At 66.7% G+C, this 18,559-nt stretch carries 12 protein-coding genes and 1 pseudogene; 2 read left to right on the top strand and 11 right to left on the bottom strand.

The features are described from left to right. Window positions 1-79 precede the first annotated feature (79 nt). Both ACVJ5M_RS03590 and ACVJ5M_RS03585 read left to right on the top strand, forming a co-directional pair. Complete coding sequence (locus tag ACVJ5M_RS03590) at window positions 80-820, top strand: metallophosphoesterase family protein (RefSeq protein ID WP_063980166.1); 741 nt, start codon at window positions 80-82, stop codon at window positions 818-820. Window positions 821-899: 79 nt separating this feature from the next. Then, window positions 900-1,328: an SRPBCC family protein gene (locus ACVJ5M_RS03585; protein ID WP_063980165.1), complete on the top strand. Its 429-nt coding sequence runs from the start codon at window positions 900-902 to the stop codon at window positions 1,326-1,328. A gap of 74 nt (window positions 1,329-1,402) precedes the next feature. Here ACVJ5M_RS03585 and trxA read toward each other — a convergent pair whose 3' ends face one another. The 11 genes and pseudogenes from trxA to ubiE all read right to left on the bottom strand — a co-directional run bounded on the left by trxA (window position 1,403) and on the right by ubiE (window position 18,509). After that, window positions 1,403-1,723: a thioredoxin gene (trxA, locus tag ACVJ5M_RS03580; protein WP_007598398.1), complete on the bottom strand. Its 321-nt coding sequence runs from the start codon at window positions 1,721-1,723 to the stop codon at window positions 1,403-1,405. A gap of 69 nt (window positions 1,724-1,792) precedes the next feature. Further along, window positions 1,793-5,302: a double-strand break repair helicase AddA gene (gene addA / locus ACVJ5M_RS03575; protein ID WP_231143735.1), complete on the bottom strand. Its 3,510-nt coding sequence runs from the start codon at window positions 5,300-5,302 to the stop codon at window positions 1,793-1,795. Further along, window positions 5,296-8,442: a double-strand break repair protein AddB gene (gene addB, locus ACVJ5M_RS03570; RefSeq protein ID WP_063980163.1), complete on the bottom strand. Its 3,147-nt coding sequence runs from the start codon at window positions 8,440-8,442 to the stop codon at window positions 5,296-5,298. The genes addA and addB overlap by 7 nt, the downstream gene beginning before the upstream one ends. A gap of 232 nt (window positions 8,443-8,674) precedes the next feature. Beyond that, entirely contained in the window at window positions 8,675-9,397 is a 723-nt protein-coding gene (locus tag ACVJ5M_RS03565) for a nucleotidyltransferase family protein (protein ID WP_354099478.1), read from the bottom strand. A 147-nt stretch (window positions 9,398-9,544) separates the two neighbouring features. Beyond that, window positions 9,545-9,862, bottom strand: a complete 318-nt coding sequence (locus ACVJ5M_RS03560) for a PilZ domain-containing protein (RefSeq protein ID WP_014490931.1) — start codon at window positions 9,860-9,862, stop codon at window positions 9,545-9,547. Window positions 9,863-9,951: 89 nt separating this feature from the next. After that, on the bottom strand, window positions 9,952-11,520 hold the full coding sequence (gene tsaE, locus ACVJ5M_RS03555) for a tRNA (adenosine(37)-N6)-threonylcarbamoyltransferase complex ATPase subunit type 1 TsaE (RefSeq protein WP_063980161.1): 1,569 nt from the start codon (window positions 11,518-11,520) through the stop codon (window positions 9,952-9,954). Then, window positions 11,517-14,021 carry a sensor histidine kinase gene (locus ACVJ5M_RS03550; protein ID WP_063980160.1) on the bottom strand — a complete coding sequence of 835 codons (2,505 nt, stop codon included), beginning with the start codon at window positions 14,019-14,021 and terminating at the stop codon, window positions 11,517-11,519. Before ACVJ5M_RS03550 ends, tsaE begins: the two co-directional genes overlap by 4 nt. Before the next feature lie 190 nt (window positions 14,022-14,211). Continuing rightward, on the bottom strand, window positions 14,212-14,670 hold the full coding sequence (dut, locus tag ACVJ5M_RS03545) for a dUTP diphosphatase (protein ID WP_063980159.1): 459 nt from the start codon (window positions 14,668-14,670) through the stop codon (window positions 14,212-14,214). Continuing rightward, complete coding sequence (gene coaBC, locus ACVJ5M_RS03540; protein ID WP_354099477.1) at window positions 14,667-16,118, bottom strand: bifunctional phosphopantothenoylcysteine decarboxylase/phosphopantothenate--cysteine ligase CoaBC; 1,452 nt, start codon at window positions 16,116-16,118, stop codon at window positions 14,667-14,669. The genes dut and coaBC overlap by 4 nt, the downstream gene beginning before the upstream one ends. Window positions 16,119-16,175: 57 nt before the next feature. After that, window positions 16,176-17,751 (bottom strand): annotated as a pseudogene (ubiB, locus tag ACVJ5M_RS03535) (2-polyprenylphenol 6-hydroxylase). Then, the gene (gene ubiE, locus ACVJ5M_RS03530; protein WP_014490941.1) at window positions 17,748-18,509 is read right to left on the bottom strand and encodes a bifunctional demethylmenaquinone methyltransferase/2-methoxy-6-polyprenyl-1,4-benzoquinol methylase UbiE; all 762 of its coding nucleotides are present in this window, start codon (window positions 18,507-18,509) and stop codon (window positions 17,748-17,750) included. The pseudogene ubiB and the gene ubiE overlap by 4 nt, the downstream one beginning before the upstream one ends. Between the last annotated feature and the right edge of the window lie 50 nt (window positions 18,510-18,559).

The following is an 18,559-nucleotide window of genomic DNA, read 5'->3' as shown; positions in this document are numbered from 1 at the left end:
GAAGCGCAATCCGGGATCACGCCGCAAGCGATCAAGGCCCCGGATTACGCTTCGCTCCATCCGGGCTACAGGAATCTCAATGCGTTTCGCCGCGATCGCCGACGTTCACGGGAACCATCTCGCGCTGGAGGCGGTGCTTGCCGACATCCGCGCGCAGGGCATCGCCGACATCGTCAATCTCGGCGACATGCTGAGCGGCCCGCTCGATGCGCGCCGGACCATCGAGATCCTGATGCAGCTCGACGCCGTGCACGTGCTCGGCAATCACGACCGCTACCTGCTCGATCGCCCGCCGGAACAGATGGGATCGTGGGACCGTCCAGCCTACGAAGCGCTCAATGCCGCGCAACTCGACTGGCTGCGCGCGCAGCCGATGACGCGGGTGTTTCGCGAGCAGGTTTTCCTCTGTCATGCGACGCCCGATGACGATGAGGTCTATTGGCTCGATACCGTGCATCCCGACGGCACGGTGGCGCTCTCGCCGCTCGACCGCATCGAGCAGTTCGCGCAGGGCGTCACGCAAACGCTGATCCTTTGCGCGCACACCCATCTTGCCCGCGCGGTGCGGTTGCGCGACGGCCGGTTGATCGTCAATCCCGGCAGCGTCGGCAGCCCCGGCTATCGCGACGTGCATCCATTCCCGCATGTCGTCGAAGCCGGCACGCCGCACGCGCGCTATGCGATCCTTGAGCTCGTTGACGGTGTTTGGCAGGTGACATTCCGGCACGTCGCATATGACCACGAGGCGATGGCCGTACTCGCGCGCCGCAATGGCCAGCCGGAGCTGGCGAATGCATTGGCGACGGGGTGGGTTGGATAGAGGCGCTTCGTCCCGGTTGCCTCGACTCCTCAATAAGCGCGCTTATGATGAGCGTACATATTAAGGAGGGCAGCGTGCGATGAACGACGACAATGTCTGGCGGGGCGAATACGCGGTCGAGACATCGGCAGCCCCGGAGACGGTCTGGAGCATCTTCCGCGATGTGCCGGGTTGGAAAACCTGGAACGCAGGTATCGAGCAGATCGACATTGACGGGCCATTTGCGGCAGGGACCTGGTTCACGATGAAGCCTCCCGGCGAGGAGGCGCTGCGCTCGCAGTTGATCGAGGTCCGCGAGAACGCGTGCTTCATCGACGAAACGCGAGTCGGCGATCTCGTCATTAAGGTCGCCCATCGCATCGAATCCCTTGGGGCAGGGCGCACACGGATCGTTTACGCCGTCGACGCGCGAGGGCCGCAAGCGTCCGAGATCGGTCCGGCTGTCGCGTCGGACTTTCCCGATGTTCTCGCCAGTCTCGCCAAACTCGCCGAAACGAGATCGGCATGATTGACGTCGAGCAAAAATAAAACGGCCGGCGTGTTGCCGGCCGTTGAAGAATTCTCAGTTACACGTGCCGCGGATCAAACCGCGGACGTGATCCACTGCTGAAGCTTCGCCTTCGGCGCGGCGCCGACCTGACGGGAGGCCATCTCGCCGCCCTTGAAGATCATCAGCGTCGGGATCGACATCACGCCATACTTGGACGCGGTCTTCGGGCTCTCGTCGACGTTGAGCTTGACGATCTTGACCTTGTCGCCCATCGCGCCGGCGATCTCGTCGAGGGCGGGTGCGATCATGCGGCAGGGGCCGCACCATTCGGCCCAGAAATCGACGACCACAGGGCCGTTCGCCTTGAGCACTTCGGCTTCGAAATCGGTATCGGAAACCTTGCCAACGGCCATTGGAGCACCTCGTACGGTTGAAAGAGAATCGGCGCGACGTGGAATCGCGCCCGGGATCATGGCGTCAACCTATGAACGGCTCCTTGCCGGGTCAAGGACGCTCACGCCGACATGAAGGGATGCCAGCGCCGCGTCCAGCGCGGGGGCTGAAATCTCCATATATTCAAGGGCCTCGGTCCAGAGCAGGACGGCCCGGATCGGCTTTTGGGGATAAAGCCGGGCCAGCACCGCCCGGTACAGCGCGAGCTGCCGGACATAGGCGGCGGGCGCCTCCGCGGCGCTTTTGGGCGCCGCCTGGTTGGTCTTGAAATCGACGATCAGAACCTCGTCCGGACGGACGACCAGCCGGTCAATCTGCCCCGACACCAGCGCTGGCGGCCGCCCCGGCCGGTCCACTCGGCCGACGATCGAGACCTCGGCACGGCTGCCGGCGGTAAACACCGGGGCAAAGCGCGGTTCGGCGATCAGGGCGAGAACCTTGTCGGCCAGCGCGGTCCGGTCGGCCTCCGTCCAGTCGGGCGCGTTGCGCGCCATGAAGCCAAGCGCGGCCTCGCGCCGGCGCTCGGGGGCGATGTCGGGGAGGGATTGCAGCAGCCGGTGCACCAGCGTGCCGCGCTGCAGCGCCACCGCGCGCGACTGCACCGATTCGCCTGGCCGCACGCTTCGGCCGTCCTCGGCCGACTGGCCGGAGGGGCGCACTGGATCGTCATCGACGCTCTCGTGCGGTAACGGCGTCCGCAGCCAGTCCGGCAATGCGATCGATTGGTCCACCGACATCGCAGGCGTGCCGAGCGCCCCGACATCCTCCGGCCGGGCGAATCGGGTCACCTTACCGAGCGGCGTCTCGATCGTCTGCTTGTCCAGGCCCGAGCCGGTGAGCCCGGTGTCGATGAGGTCATACCAGCTCAGCTTGCGGACCGTCTTCATGTTACCGGGCATGCAGCCGCCGACGATCAGCCGATCGGCCGCGCGCGTCATCGCGACATAGAGCAGGCGGCGATACTCGTCCTCGGTCTCCTCGATCATGGCCTTGCGTGCGTCGGCGACGGGCTTGGGATCGTCGGCCTTGCGCCCGGCCCAGACCACGACCTCGCCGCCATTGCCGCGCGGCACGTGGATCAGCCGGACCCGCTGCGAATCCGCGGGCGATGATGTCGTGTCGACCATGAACACGACGGAGGCTTCGAGGCCCTTGGCGCCGTGCACCGTCATCACCCGCACCTCGTCGCGCGAGATCTCCATGTCGCGCTTCACCTCGGTGTCGGCCGAGCGCAGCCAGGCCATGAAACCCTGCAGGGAGGCCGGTGCCTTGCGCTCGTAATTCAGCGCCAGCTCCAGGAACTCGTCGAGCGCGTCGTTGGCCTCATGGCCGAGCCGGCGCAGGATCCGCGCACGTCCGCCGTCGCCGCCGAGCAGCCAAGCGTAGAAGGCGAACGGAGTCTCGTCGCGCGACCGCGCCTCGCAGGCTTCAAGCCGCCGCAGTGCCGTGGCGAACGTCTCGCTTGTGGCGGCATGTTCGGCAAGCGCGCGGCGCAGCGACCCCTTGCGGCCCCAGGCGAGCTGAAACAGGTCGTCGTCATCGAGCCCGAACAGAGGGCTCTTCAGCGCAACCGCGAGCGCGAGATCGTCCTGCGGCAGCAGCAGCGCGTCCGCGAGATTCATCAGGTCGATGATCGCGATGTGCTCGGTCAGCTTCAGCCGGTCGGCGCCGGCGACCGGAACATTGGCGTGCTTCAGCGCCTGGATCACGGCGTCGAACGCATTGCCGCGCCGGCGCACCAGGATCAGCATGTCGCCGTAACGTAAGGGGCGGCGCTCGCCTTCGTGTCCCGTCAGCGTGCCGCTCTCGACCAGTTGCTTGATCTCGGTCTGGATGCGGCGGGCGAGCTTCACCTCGGGGCTGGTGGCGGCGACGCCATCGAACGGCGCGCGCCAGCCCTCGATCTCCTGCCTGTCATCGGGCTCGGCGAGATCCCACAGCTCGATCACGCTCGGGCCCGCATCGGCGAGCGCATTGTGCAGGGGATGGCCGATCTCTGCCGAATGGATGCTCTTGTAGATCTGGGGCTCGCGGAAGACGTGGTCGACCGAGTGCAGGATCGCCGCGCCCGAACGGAACGAATAGGTGAAGGCGACCGGATCGAACTTCAGCCCGGCGGCGGTGAACTTGCTGCGCAGCTCGCGCCGGCGCGCGTCGAATTCTCGGGGTTGGGCGCCCTGAAAGGAGAAGATCGACTGCTTCTCGTCGCCGACGGCAAAGACGGTGCGGTTCAACCCTTCGCGCGCGCCTTCGCCCGCGGTGAACTCGGAAATGATGTGCGCGACGATGTCCCACTGCCGCGGGCTCGTGTCCTGGGCTTCGTCGATCAGGACGTGATCGACGCCGCGGTCGAGCTTGTAATGCACCCAGCCTGAAGAGACGCGGTTCAGCATCGCCAGCGTCTTGTCGATGAGGTCGTCGTAGTCGAGCAGCCCGCGCTCCTGCTTCTCACGGCGGTAGTTTGCGGCGGCCGCGGTCGCGATGTGCAGCAGGGCCGCGGTGCGGTCACGCATGGTCACCGCGCGGCGCTTCTCGATCAATCCGCCGAGGCGCTGCCCCTCGTTCTCGAACAGGCGGGCGACGGATGGGTTGTGATCGCCAAACTTCTTCGTCAGCACCGCCTTGCGCGGCAGCTTTTCGTCGGTGAGGAAGACGCCGAGATAGGCATCGACCTGTGCGGCACCGGAGAAGACCTTCGCCTCGCGGAGGCGACTCGCCTGGTCGTTGTCGGACTTGCTGCCGTCTTCCAGCGCGAAGGCAATGTCGTCCCAACGCGACCGCGGCAGGAAGGGACCGTCGAGAATTTCCGTCTCGACGTCCTCGATCCGATCGCTCGCCTCCACGCCCAGCACCGCCGCCATCTGCTCAGCAGCTGCCCCGGCGTTGCCGGCCTCGTCGGTCCAGGCCATGAAATGATCGCGGCTGAGACAGGCTTCGCGCACGACCTCCTTGAAAGTGACGTCGGCCGCACTCGCCATCGCGGTGAGCAGCGCGCGGCCGGTGACGGTCTCCGGATCGCGCGCGGCTTCCAGCAGCACCTTCAGATTGGCGCGCTCCATCATGTCGGTCTGGTCGCGCTCGTCGATCACGGCGAAGCGCGCGGGAACATTGGCCTCGAACGGAAACTGCTGGAGCAGCCGGGTGCACAACGCGTGGATGGTCTGCACCTTCAATCCGCCCGGCGTCTCCAGCGCGCAGGCGAACAGCTTTCGTGCTTCGCGGCGCAGTTTTCGGTCCGGATGGGGAATGCCGACGTCGCGGATCGCTGCATCAAGCTCCGCATCGTCCAGCGTCACCCAATGGCCAAGCGTGGTGAAAACGCGTTCAGCCATGTTGGCGGCCGCCGCCTTGGTGAAGGTGATGCAGAGGATCTTTTCCGGCGGCACACCTGACAACAGCAGCCGGATCACGCGCTGCACCAGCACATGCGTTTTGCCTGAGCCAGCGTTGGCCGACACGAAGGCCGACGCGGTCGGGTCCGACGCGCGCCTCTGTGTGTCGCGCACAGCATTCGGGATGGGGCGTAGCGCTTTTACCATTCTTCGATCCCCAGGCCGCCGGCCGCCGACCATTCCTTGATGCGGGCGAGGTCGTCATAGGTGCCGTAGCGGTTGGTCCACATCGGCAGGTTCAGCGAGGTGTACGCCTGGTTCTCGTCCTCGAAGGCACGGATCAGCGCCTCCAGCTTGGCCCGTGCTTCGGCGGCGGCCGTGTCCGGCGGCTGCGGCTCGTCGCCTTGCCTATATTTGAGCTCGAGGATGCGCTCTTCACCGGGGGGATTGTTGCCGCTCAGGCGCACATAGACGAGCTGGCTGACGGACGAACCCGCGTCGATGTCAGGGAAGCCGCCCTCGCGCAGGATCGCCGCTTCCAGCGTGAGCTGCGGTGACAGGCCCATGCGGACCTGCTTGCCGGTCGGCGGCTGCCCGGTCTTGTAGTCGAGGATAGCATAGCTGCCGCCCTGGCGCCGCTCGATGCGGTCGGCGCGGGCGGAGAGCTGGAAGCTGCGCTCGTGGTCGAGCCGGATCGAAATCTCGCCACGCGTCTCCGCCGTGATGACCTCGATCACGTCGCGACGCGCCGTCTCCCATTCGCCAAACCAGCGCGCGATGCGCTGGAAACGCGGCCACCACAGCGCGCGCGCTTCGGGGCGCTCCATCAGCGGCTCAAAATACTTCTTACCGATCGCGTGCAGCACGCGGGCGGGATCGTCGGGCAGGCGCGCGGCGTAGCTTTCCGTGAACTCGCCGAGCGCATCGTGAATCGCCGAGCCGCGGTCGGCGGCCGACAGAGGCATGTCGACGGGGTCGAGCGCGTCGAGCCGCAAAATGTGCTTTGCGTAGATCGTGTAGGGATCACGCAGCCAGTCCTCGATCGCGGTGACCGACATCTTGAGCGGCCGCGTCGCGCGCGGCGGCCGCGGCTCGGGCTGCTTGACCGGCCTGACCTCGTCGGGCTGGTCCAGCGCGCCCGCAAACTGCACGTATTTTTCGCCCGCGCGGATGGCCGTCTTCCAGAACTCGCCGCCCGCGACCGCCTCTAACCGGTGCAGGAAGCGCGAGGCGACCGCTGGTGCGCCGCCGGCCTTCGCGGAATGGGTCAGGATCACCTCGCCGCCGCCGAGCAGTTGCGCGAAATCGTGTGCGGAGAGGCCGATACGGCGCTCCGGCAGATCGAGGCCAAGCTCGTGCCGCATCGGCCGGCTGAGCCAGGGATCGATGCGCGGCGCCGGCGGCCAGACGCCTTCGATCAAGCCGCCGATGATGATCCGGTCGGCCTGCATCAGGCGCGATTCCAGCGGGCCGTAGATCTGCAGCCGCGCGCCGGGTCTGTCCCGCCGCCGCACGGCCCGGTCGCTGAACGCGGTCTGGAAAACGTCGGCATAGTCAGACAGCGTCACCATCAACCCGCTGGTGGTGCCGCCGCGCAGGAGGTCGTCGAAGGCGGCTGCGAGCGCCAGGCCCTCGCGCTCCTCGAAAGCGAGCGGGATGCCCTGCTCGTCGCGCGACAGTTCGATCATGATCTCGCGATGCCGGTGCGCGAGCTCGGCGAAGTCGTACGGTTTCGATGACGCGAGACTCTCGATCGGCGCCAACGCTTGTCGCAGGGCATCGATCAGCGCCTGGATGCGATCGAGGTCCTCTGCCTTCAGACGCGCACGTGGCTCCGCGTGGTGGAGCGCAGAGACCTCCTTGCGCCACAGCTTTGCCAGCTCCTCGCGGAAACGATTGAATTCGCGCAGCAGGCCTGCGGTGCCCGCAGGCGGCCGCGTGCCGCGCAGGACTGCAAGCTCGAGGCCCTCGATTGCCGCCTTCCATGCGCCAGGCAGCCGGCCAAGCCGGCACAGCGGATGCTTCAGCATCGCCAATAGCGTCGGCGGCTCCAATCCCTTGGTCGCAGCCTCGGCCGCGAGGCGCGCAAAAACGCCGGCGGACGTTTCCATCAGCACGTCGCCGCCGGAATCGTCGAAGGCGAGATCCCATCGCGTCAGCGCGGCCATCACCCGCCGCGCCAGCGCGCGGTCCGGCGTCACCAGCGCCGCTGATTTGTCGAGATGGCGCGCCTCGCGCATCGCAATGGCGATCGCGAGGGCCTCCATTTCGGGATTGGGCGCCTCGACCACCGCGAGGTTTGACATGCCGCCGGCGATCTTCGCTGCGACATCCGGTTGCTTCAGCCGGTCGTGCCAGACTTCCGTCTTGGCAGATGGCCGCATCGATTCGGAGGCGAGCAGATCGCGGCCGCCGTCCGCTGCCGGTTGAAGCAGCTCGACATCGCCGCGCTTGATGCCGAAGCGATCCAGCAGCGCGTGCATAGCATATTGCGGATGGTTCGACGCCGGATGCTCGGCGAACTTGCCGAGCGAATCGCGCACGCCGCCGATGCTGCGCCAGGCGTCGTCGTCGAGGTCGGTGTCGAGGCCGGGCAGCACCACGGCACCATGCGGCAGCGATGCGACCGCATGCAGGAATTTTGCGGTGGCCGGCATCGAGCCGGTCGAGCCCGCCGCGATCACGGGGCCATGGGGATGCGCGGTCAACCGCCTGGCTTCCGCCGCGATCAGGAGGTCGCGCCGCGCCGCGGGCTCGATCCGGTTGATCTCGGCGAGATGGCCGGGCCACGCGATGCGCGCGATCCGCAAAAATTCGAGCGAGTGCTGCCAGTAGCGGTCGAGCATGTCGGGCACGAGGCCGTCGAGCGCGCTCCAGTCGACGCCGCGCGTCACCATGTCGTCGATCAGGCGCGCGAGGTCGCCGGCCAGCGCCAGCGTCGAGGCGGGGCCGCCGACCACCAGCGGGGACAGCACCGGGCCCTTGGCCCAGGCGGCGACGAGCTGCGCCAGCGTCAGCCGCCGTTCCAGCTCGCCAAGCCGCGGCGGAATGTCGAGCGGCGCTGCGCCGGAGAACTGCTCGCCCTCGTCGGCGAAAGCGAGCTCGTCCTCGTCGATGTCGCCGAGCGCGACGATGCGGGGCAGGACCACCGCATCGGCGGCCATCTCGTCGAGAAAGATCTCGCGCACGACGCGCATGGCGCGCCTTGTCGGCAGGTACAGCGTGGCATCCGCAAGCCGCGCCGGTTCCTTGCGCGCCTCGAATCCGTCGACCAGCCGGCCGTCGAGCAGGCTCGAGACGACCGTGCGCAGGAACGGAACTGAGATGGGAACGCTGAAAACGCGCATGGGCTGCCTGATTCGGGAATCAGGCGCCAATATAGGGAGGCGGATTCAAATGGATATGGGTGGAGGGGAGATAGTCCCCGCTGTTCGCCTGACTAGGATCAGGTGTCGTAGGGTGGGCAAAGGCGCACTCGCGCCGTGCCCACCATGTATCCCCGATCTCTAAGCAGAGAGATGGTGGGCACGCTTCGCTTTGCCCACCCTACGGTACTCGCGTCCGGGACACGAGAGCAGCTTACGCCACGCTCTCCAGAAACGCCTCTTCCGCCGCATGCACGGCATCGGGCGTGCCGACATGCATCCAGACGCCGTCGAGGCGGAGGCCGAACAGCCGTTCCTGCTCGTTGGCGCGGTCGAACATCTTGGTCAGCGAGAACTCGCCCGTCGGCGCGTCGGCGAAGATCGAGGGCGACAGGATCGCCGCGCCGGCATAGACGAACGGAACGACCTCTTTTTCCTTGCGCTTGCGCAGGGCGCCGTCGGGCAGCATGCCGTAATCGCCACGGCCGCTATAGCCGATGCTGGTCGCGGTCGGCGCCATCAAGAGCAGGATGTCCATGCGCTCAGGGTCGAAGTTTTCCGCAAGCCGCGCCAGGTTCGAGCGCACGCCGTCGATCCACAGCGTGTCGGAATTGACATGGAAGAACGGCGCGTCGCCGAGCAGCGGCAGCGCCTTGACCACGCCACCGCCGGTGCCGAGCACCTGGTCGCGCTCGTCCGAGATGGTCACGCGCGGATGCTGGCGGGATGCGGTGTGGTTGATGATCTGGTCCGGCAGATAGTGCACATTGACGATCGCCTCGGTCACGCCGGCGTCGCCGAGCTTGTCGAGCACATGGTCCAGCAGCGGCTGGCCGGCCACCGGCACGAGCGGCTTCGGCATCTTCTCCGTCAACGGACGCATGCGCAGCCCGAACCCCGCAGCGAGCACCATGGCTTTGGTCGGTTTGGCGGACATCGTGCGCTTTCTCAGACTCGTCTTTCCCGGAATCGAGAACTTTTGAAGTTCGCGTACGCAGCAATCCTAACACGGACCGCAATTGGCCGCACCGCGTCTTAACCGCCTTAACCACCTGCCGTGACGGTTGTACGACGGGTGTGGCCGTCACGCCCCAACGGATGTGGAACGCGCCTTCTTCTTCTTGTCGCCGAGCTTGAGAAAATTGACGCCGATCTGGTCGCCATTGACCCACGCCAGCTCACAGCGCCGGTACGCAAGTCCGGTAGACGACAGCAGGAGAAAAAATTCCTTCAGATGCAGGCCCTCGACCGAGCCGTCGATGGTCAGCTTGGCGCCGCTCTCGGAGACGTCCTCCATGGTGCACTCGCGCCGCCAGGTGCCGTCGATCCCCATCATCTGGGCCGGTATCCCGCGCTCGAAAACAACCCGGCTGTTGCCACGATGGTCCGTCTTGACCGCCATCTGCCCTTGCTCCAGCCCCGTCTTTGTCCGGCTGCCTGCGGGCGATGATACCGATGCGATGGCTAACAGGCGGTAAATCGGGCCGCGAATCAGGCTTGGGGCTGCTCTTGAGGCTGCTCTTCGGACGGCTCTTGGGACGCCCCCCGGGGCGGCGGGACGTTGGCGAGATACCAGTCGCGCAGGCGAGCCAGCGCGGGATGTGCCAGCGAGCGCTGGAGGTAGGTCCAGATCCGCGGCTGGTGGCGAAGATAATGCGGCTTACCGTCGCGGCGGTTGAGGCGGGCGAAGGTGCCGAGCAGGCGCGTGTTCCGCTGCGCCGACATGATGGCGTAGAGTTCGGCGAAGCCGGCCGGATCGAAGCTCGCATCGGCCGTGCGCCGCGCCTTGATGTAGCGCGACAGCAGTGTCAGCTCGAGGGTCTCAGGGACGTCGATACGCGCGTCCTGCAGCAGCGACACTACGTCATAGGAGTGCGGCCCGAGCACGGTGTCTTGGAAGTCGATCACGCCGACGCGCGCCATGCCAGTACGATCGGCGAGCCAGATCAGATTGGGCGAGTGGTAGTCGCGGATGATCCAGGTTCTTGGCGCGGCCAGCGGCTTCTTCAGCAGCTCGCGCCACATCGCGAAGAATTCCGCGCGCTTCTCGTCGCTCAGTGGCGCGTTGCGATCGGGCAGATACCATTCCGGCATCAACCCGATCTCGATCAGCAGCGCCTCGGTGTCGAAGGCAGGAATGGTGTAGGTCTGATCCGCCAGCCGCAGCGTCTCCGGCAATGTCTTGCCGTGCAGCACGGCCAGCACGTCGGTCGCAGCTTCGTAACGTTCGGCGATCGGGCGCGGCGGATCGCCTTCGATCACGCCGTCGCTGCCGAAATCCTCGGAGATCAGGAAGCCGTGGTCGAGATCGTAATGGTGGATCGCGGGCGCTGAGACTCCCGCCACGCGCAGGCCTTCGTCGACGGCAACGAACGGCTTGATGTTCTCGGCAAGATGCACTGCCGCGCTGTAGGATTTTCCGTTGTACATCGCAGCGCCGTCGGGCCGCTGCGGAAAGTTCATGAGGATGACGATCTCGTCGTTACGCTGCAGCCGCGCATAGGAGCGGGTCGAGGCATCGCCGGCCATGTGCTTGCGCGTTGCATCCATGTAGCCGGATGCCTCGAGGAATTCCCGTAGCGCCTTCAGCCGCGCGACTTGCGCGGCGGCCTTGCCGTAACCGGTGATGTCGGCGGCGCGCGCATTCGAGCCCAGCGCCGGCCGGTGCGTCAGCGCGATGTCGATGCGGTCTTGCGGCATCGCCGACGGTGCGCGCTCCGGCCATTCGATCAGGACGAGCGTGGCATCGGGAAGCGGCGACAGGCCGATCTCCTCGAGCTCGCTCTCGTCCTCGACGCGGTAGAGATCGGCATGCATCACCGGAAACGGCGGCAGCTCGTAACCCTGCACCAGCGTGAAGGTTGGGCTCGGAACTTCCAGCGTCTCGTCGCCGGCGAGATAGCGGATCATGGCTCGCGCAGCCGCAGTCTTGCCGGCGCCGAGATCGCCGGTGAGGGTGATGACGTCGCCGGGGCCGACCAGCAGCGCAAGGTCGGCCATCAATTGCGCAGTGGCCGTCTCGTTGACAAGCGCGACGGAGAATGTGGTCGGTTCAGTCATTCGGCGGCGTCGCGATGCGCCGCCTGGTCGGTCGGGAAGTCGCAGATCACGACCGTGCCCCTGCCCACGATCGAATCCACCCGCACCTTGCCGCCATGCAGCTCGACGAAGGAGCGCACCAGCGACAGGCCGAGCCCGGCGCCGCGGTGACGCGACCCCTGCGAGCGGCTTTCGAACCAGTTGAACACCTTGTCCTTCATGTCGGCAGGTATTCCAGGCCCGGAATCTGTCACAGTGAAGACCACGCTGCGTTCGGTGCGGCGTGCGCTGATGCCGACGGTGGAATCCTGTGGAGAAAACCCGACGGCGTTGGCGAGGAGGTTATAGAGCACCTGCACCACGCGCTTCTCGTCGCCGACGAAGCTGCCGATATCGGGCGCGATCTCGACCTTGAGACGGATGCGGTCGGTGGCGAGGCGGTCCTGGATGCCCTCGGCGGCGAGCTCGATGGCCTTGCTGACGTCGACCGGGCCGAGTTCGAGCTTCATGGCGCCGGCGTCGATCGTGGCGAGATCCAGGATGTTGTTGGTCAGCGCCAGCAGGGCGTTGGTCGATTTGGTGACGTAGTCGAGATATTCGGCCTGTTTCGGCGTCAGCGGCCCGGTCGAGGGATCGCTGAGGAAATGCGCGAAGCCGATGATGGTGGTGAGCGGCGAGCGCAGCTCGTAGGAGACGTGGTGGACGAAATCCACCTTCATCTGGTCGGCGGCCTCCAGCGCCTCGTTGCGCTCGCGCAGCGCACGCTCGACATTCTCGGTGTCGGTGATGTCCTGGAACGTCAGCATGGTCGCGCCGTCATGCAGCGGACGGATCATGCCGTCGAGCACGCTGCCGTCCTTGCGCTCCAGCTTCAGCGGCACGTCGGCGCGGCTCTCGATCGAGGTGACGGCCTCGCGGATCTGGCGCCAGACTTGCGGGTCGTCGAACAGCTGATGGCACCAGCCTTCGACCGTCTGGATGTGCGGCTCGTCGCGCATGGCGTCGCTCGACAGCTTCCACATCCGGACGAAGGCCGGGTTGAACAGCTGCGCCCTGCCGTTGCTGCCGAACACCGCGACGCCCTCGGCGAGGCTGTCCAGCGTCTCGCGCTGGACGCGAATCATGCCGTCGAAGCGGCGGGCGAGCTCGAGGCTTTCGGTGACGTCGTCGAACAGATAGGTGACGCCGCCTTCCGGATTCGGGGTGGTGACGACGGAGAGCGCGCGGCCATCGGGCAGGTACCAGGTGTCCTTGGCGGCCTCGACCGCGCGATAGGCCTCGTGCAGCTTGGCCTTCCAGGCGCGGAAGTCCGGCTGCTCCGGCAGCTTGCGCGCTGCGCGGAGCTGGTCGAGCACGCTGGAATCGTCGGGATTGGCGTCGAGGAAGATGCGGTCGAGGTCCCACAGCCGGCGGTAGGAATCGTTGTAGAAGGCGAGCCGGCGCTGGCCGTCGAACACGGCAACGCCCGAGGAGAGCTGGTCGAGCGTGCGCCGATGCGCCTCCGCCATCCGCACCAGCGCCGAGCTCAGCGCATCCGCCTCGCTGGCATCGATGGCGACGCCGACATTGCCGCTGCCGACATTGACCGCGCGGACGTCGTAGATGCGCCGCTCACCGCCGATCACGATCGGCAGCCGCGAGGTGAAACTGGCCGCGTCCTTCAGGCCCCGCTCCATCGCGGTCCGGTCGGCACTGTCGAGCAGCTCGAGCTTGCGCTGCTGGGCGTCGGTGACGCTGCTTGCCTCGGTCGCGCGCACATAGGCCGGATTGGCGTAGCTCAGCGCGCCGTTCTCGGCCTTGGCCCAGATCGGCCAGGGCGCGGCGGCGGCAAAGCCGCGCAGCATCTCGGTCTCGTCGGCGAGGGCCTTGTAACGCAAATTGGTCTCGGCCAGATCGCGCCGGAGTCCGGAGAGTTCGCGAATCCTGACAATGGCCTGGCCGCCGATGGCACGGCCGATGGCCTCCAGCGTGTGGCCGTGCGCGGTGGTCAGCGTCAGCTGGAACCCGTCGCCGCGATCACGCAGCGCATCGACCGCGTGATCCATTTGGAGCGCGGGCTCCGGCGGCAGCCATGTTCCGAACGCGAGGACGCGCTGGGGGGAGGAATCGCGCGGCAGCACCATGGAGATGTCGCCGGAAATCTGCGCGCGATTGTCGCCGGCCGGCCAGGAGATCAGGATCTGCGGCTCGGCGAACAGCAACGCGCCGAAGCGATCGGACTGGAGTTGCAGTTCCCCGATCCGCGCGCGCAGCCGCGCCTCGTTGTTCGCCGTGCGCACGCGCGTGCGCATCAACAGGATCGCGGCCACGACCGAGAAGCCGAGCAGCGCGAGCGCGGTGGCCAGCACCGCGAGTTCCTGCCGGTTGAAGTCCAGCATTATGGAAAGTGTGTCGACGAGGTCGGCAGCCTCAGCCGGCGCAGCCGGCAGCAGCGCCGCGAGAGCGCCTCCCAACAAGCCGTTGCGCGCCAACGATGTGCACGACAGCAGCGTCCGACGCATCGACACGATCACGCCTGACATAGTTGCCCCAGATCGCACGAATTTGCGCGCGGCGACCCCCGTCGCGCGCGAATCAAACGACAATACCCCCACCGTGACTCCAGCGGTAAGAGTCCAGATCGTGAACGCAAAGGCGGTCCCACAAAAATGCCGGGCGCGCGGTTCCAATCCACGTCGTTCTTCGGGATGATTCGGCTGGAGTTGCCGTGTGTTAGCGGCCGGTCGAGCCGAAGCCGCCGGCGCCGCGATTGGTCGCGGACAATGTCGCCACGGGAACCAGCGCTGCCTGCACCACCGGCGCGATCACCATCTGCGCGATGCGCTCGCCGCGCTTGACCACGAAGGGCGCCGCGCCGTGGTTGATCAGGATCACCTTGATCTCGCCGCGATAGTCCGCATCGATCGTGCCGGGCGAGTTCAACACGGTGACGCCGTGCTTGGCCGCAAGGCCCGAGCGCGGCCGCACCTGCGCCTCGTGGCCGGGCGGCAGCGCGATCGCGAGGCCCGTCGGCACCAGCGCATATTGGCCGGGGGCGAGCGTCATCGGCTCGCTGTCGGGAACTGCGGCCATCAGGTCGAGGCCGGCGGCTTCGGAGGTCTGATAGGCCGGCAGCGGAAGGCCTTCGGCGTGGGCCAGTTGCTGCAGTTCGACCGTGACTTTCGTGCTCAAGATGCCGGCTCCCGGGATTTGTCGGTCACGCTCTTGACGACATGCGCGACCAGCTCGATGGCGACCTGTTCCTTGGTCATCACCGGCCAGGAATCAACTGCGATCTCGCCGTCCTCCTCACCATTCTTGCGACTGATCAGATGCACGGTGTTGCGGTCGCCGCCCATCACGCCGGTGGCCGGCGAGACGTCGTTGGCGACGATCCAGTCGCAGCCCTTGCGGGCCAGCTTGGACTTGGCGTTGTCGATGAGGTGCTCGGTCTCGGCGGCAAAGCCGATCACCAGCGGCGGGCGCCGGTCGGTCAGCTTCGAGATCGTGGCGAGGATGTCGGGATTCTCGACCAGCTGAAGCGGCGGCATGCCGGCCGAAGTCTTCTTCAGCTTCTGCTCGCCCTCACTGGCAACCCGCCAGTCCGCGACCGCGGCCGCGAAGATCGCGATGTCGGCGGGAAGCGCCGCCTGCACCTGCTCCAGCATCTGCCGCGCCGATTCCACGCGCTTCACCGTCACGCCCGGGGGACCGCCGAGATCGACCGGGCCGCTGACCAAAATCACCTCGGCACCCGCAGCTTGCGCGGCGGCGGCGATGGCAAAGCCCTGCTTGCCGGAGGAGCGGTTGGCGATGTAGCGCACCGGGTCGATCGGCTCGTGGGTGGGACCTGCGGTGATCAGCACGCGCTTGCCGGCGAGCGGGCGCGGCACCGGCGGCCGCAGCAGGCGCTCGGCGGCGGTGGCGATCTCGATCGCCTCGGACATGCGGCCGATTCCGGCTTCGCCCGCCTCGGCCATCTCGCCTGAATTCGGGCCGATCAGCACCATGCCGTCACGCTGAAGCTGCGTGACGTTGCGGCGGGTCGCGGCATTGTTCCACATCAGCGGATTCATCGCCGGCGCCAGCAGCACCTTGCGGTTGGTTGCGAGCAGGATGGCGCTGGCGAGATCATCGGCGTGGCCATTGGCCATCTTCGCCAGGAGATCGGCGGTCGCGGGCGCGACGACGATCAGGTCGCACTCGCGCGCCAGGCGAATGTGCCCGGCGTCGAACTCGCTCTGCGGGTCGAACAGGTCGGTGTAGACGCGTTCATGCGACAGCGCGCTCACGGCCAGCGGCGTGACGAATTGCTGAGCCGCCTTGGTCAGGACGCAACGGACCTCGATCCGGCGCTCCTTGAGCCGGCGGATCAGGTCGAGCGACTTATAGGCCGCGATGCCACCGCCGATGATCAGGGTGACGCTGGCCTCGGGAAGGGCGCCGGTCCGTTGCGGCGTGGGGGCGGTAGATTGGGCCGGCGGCAGCGCAAACGGCGTCAGCGGCTCCTCGCGGCCCTCGATCAGCTCCCCGAGGATGACCCGGACCTCTTCCTCGACCGACCTGCGGTTCCTGGCCGAGCGCAGGCGCAAATAGGTTTTGACGCCCTCGTCGAGCTTGCGGATGGTCAGGCTTGCCATGACGCCCCTCCAGCACGGAATGATAGCGATGCTATCGTTTTCGTGATTGCAGTGCAATCACAGATTCCGAACGGCGATCAGGATTCCGATGAAGGTGGCGGCGATGATCCAGAAGCGCCACGGTGCGCCAGCGATTCTTGCGGCCTTCGCTGCGGCCCATCGCGGCGATGCTCTCCGGCGACAGCCGGATGCCTTCCCGCGTCATGGTCTCGAGCTGCTCGAGCACCGCGACCGAGCGCTGCGCGATGTCGGGCAGGCGCATCAGCACGCGGGCGAGGTCGCTGCCGCCGGAGAGCGCGCCCTGCACGCGGCCGATCGGGCCGAGATTGCGCTCGATCCATTCGCGCACCACGGGGTCGGCGACCTTCCAGATGTCGAGCTTGGGATCGAAGGCGCGCGCCACGCCCTCGACCACCACCATGGTCTTCTGCAGCAGGATCAGCTCGGGCCGCGTCGTCATGTCGAACAGGCCGGTTACCTCGAGCAGCAGCGTCAGCAGCCGCGCCATCGAGATCTCTTCCGCCGTGCGGTTGTGAATGGGCTCACCGATGGCGCGGATCGCTTGCGCGAAATTCTCGACCGAGTGATGCGCCGGCACATAGCCCGCCTCGAAATGCACCTCGGCGACGCGGCGATAATCGCGCGTGATGAAGCCGAGCAGGATCTCGGCGAGGAAGCGCCGCTCCTTCATCCCGAGCCGGCCCATGATGCCGAAATCGACCGCGACCAGACGGCCGGCGTCATCGAGGAACAGATTGCCCGGATGCATGTCGGCGTGGAAGAAGCCGTCGCGGAGCGCGTGGCGCAGAAAACTCTGGATCACCTTGCGGCCGAGATCGGGCAGGTCGACCTGCGCCTCTGCAAGGCGCTTGTGATCGTTCAGCGCGATGCCGTCGATCCACTCCATCGTCAGCACGTTGTGCGTGGTGCGGTCCCAATCGACGGTTGGCACGCGAAAATCAGGATCGTCGCCCGTGTTCTCCGCCATCTCCGACATTGCAGCCGCTTCCAGCCGCAGGTCCATCTCCATCGCGACCGAGCGCGACATGGTGTTGATGACTTCGATCAGGCGCAAACGCCGCGCCTCGCTCGAATAGGTCTCGGCCTTGTGCGCGACGTAGAAGAAATCGGAGAGGTCGCGGCGGAATCGCGAGGCCACGTTCGGCCGCAGCACCTTCACCGCGACAGGCTTGCGGACACCGTCGCGCGACACCTCGCCGCGATGCACCTGCGCGATCGAGGCGGCGGCGACCGGCGGGCCGAGGCTCGTGAACACGTCCTTGAGCGCACGCTCCAGCGAGCTCGCGATCGCGGCTTCCGCTTCGGCTTGCGAAAACGGCGGCAAGCGATCCTGGAGGCTTTCCAGATCACGCGCCATGACGACGCCGACGACGTCGGGACGCGTGGCCAGAAACTGCCCGAGCTTGAGATAGGCTGGGCCCATCCGGGTCAGCGCGCGCGTCAGCCGTGGTCCGTGCTTTGGACCGCGCCGTTCGACGAGGCGCGCAAGCTTCAGCGCGAGTTGCCCTGGCGGCGGCACCAGGGTCGGATCGACGGAACCGAACACGCCCTCGCGCGCAAACACGAACGCGGCGCGGATCAGGCGCGAAATGTGGGTAATGGAAGAAATCACAAACGCCAGCCCGAATGCAGTGCGACGATGCCGCCGGACAATGTCTGCCAGCCGACGCGGGCGAAGCCGGCGTCGCGGATCATGTCGGCGAAGGCGTTGGGTTTCGGAAACTTGCGGATCGATTCGACGAGATACTGGTAGGACTCGGCGTCGCCCGTGACCATGCGGCCGAGCGGCGGGATCACCTTGAACGAGAACAGGTCATAGATCCGGTCGAGCCCGGGCATCTCGACGGTGGAGAATTCCAGGCACAGGAAGCGGCTGCCGGGCTTCAGCACGCGATAGGCCTCGCGCAGCGCCAGGTCGATCCGCGGCACATTGCGAATGCCGAAAGCGATCGTATATGCGTCAAAGCTGCGGTCGGCGAAGGCGAGCGCTTCGGCATTGCCCTCGACGAAATCGACCTGGGTCTCGAGATGCCGCTTCGCGGCGCGCTCGCGGCCCACGGCCAGCATCTCGGCGTTGATGTCGCAGACCGTGGCATGGAAGCCGGGACCTGCCGCCTTGGCAGCGCGGAACGAGATGTCGCCGGTGCCGCCGGCAACATCGAGCAGCGCGAACGGCCGGTCACCCCTCGGCGGGTTGAGCGCGTTGATCATGATGTCCTTCCAGACCCGGTGCAGGCCACCGGACATCAGGTCGTTCATCAAGTCATAGCGCGACGCCACGCTGTGAAACACATCGTTCACCAGCGTCTGCTTGTCCCCCAGGGGAACGTCCCTGAAGCCAAAATGCGTGGTTTCGCCCGGCCGATCCATTACTCTACTCCACTGGGCGGACCATAGCGCGGCCGCCGCAATGGCGCTAT

It is taken from the genome of Bradyrhizobium sp. S3.7.6 (assembly GCF_054061875.1).
This window is presented reverse-complemented; position numbering and strand designations above follow the sequence as displayed.

Coding starts and splice junctions, on each gene's coding strand:
- ACVJ5M_RS03590 (WP_063980166.1), top strand. CDS start 80: ATGCGTTTCGCCGCGATCGCCGACGTTCACGGGAACCATCTCGCGCTG.
- ubiE (WP_014490941.1), bottom strand. CDS start 18,509: ATGGATCGGCCGGGCGAAACCACGCATTTTGGCTTCAGGGACGTTCCC.
- ACVJ5M_RS03550 (WP_063980160.1), bottom strand. CDS start 14,021: ATGTCAGGCGTGATCGTGTCGATGCGTCGGACGCTGCTGTCGTGCACA.
- trxA (WP_007598398.1), bottom strand. CDS start 1,723: ATGGCCGTTGGCAAGGTTTCCGATACCGATTTCGAAGCCGAAGTGCTC.
- addA (WP_231143735.1), bottom strand. CDS start 5,302: ATGGTAAAAGCGCTACGCCCCATCCCGAATGCTGTGCGCGACACACAG.
- ACVJ5M_RS03565 (WP_354099478.1), bottom strand. CDS start 9,397: ATGTCCGCCAAACCGACCAAAGCCATGGTGCTCGCTGCGGGGTTCGGG.
- tsaE (WP_063980161.1), bottom strand. CDS start 11,520: ATGACTGAACCGACCACATTCTCCGTCGCGCTTGTCAACGAGACGGCC.
- ACVJ5M_RS03585 (WP_063980165.1), top strand. CDS start 900: ATGAACGACGACAATGTCTGGCGGGGCGAATACGCGGTCGAGACATCG.
- addB (WP_063980163.1), bottom strand. CDS start 8,442: ATGCGCGTTTTCAGCGTTCCCATCTCAGTTCCGTTCCTGCGCACGGTC.
- ACVJ5M_RS03560 (WP_014490931.1), bottom strand. CDS start 9,862: ATGGCGGTCAAGACGGACCATCGTGGCAACAGCCGGGTTGTTTTCGAG.
- coaBC (WP_354099477.1), bottom strand. CDS start 16,118: ATGGCAAGCCTGACCATCCGCAAGCTCGACGAGGGCGTCAAAACCTAT.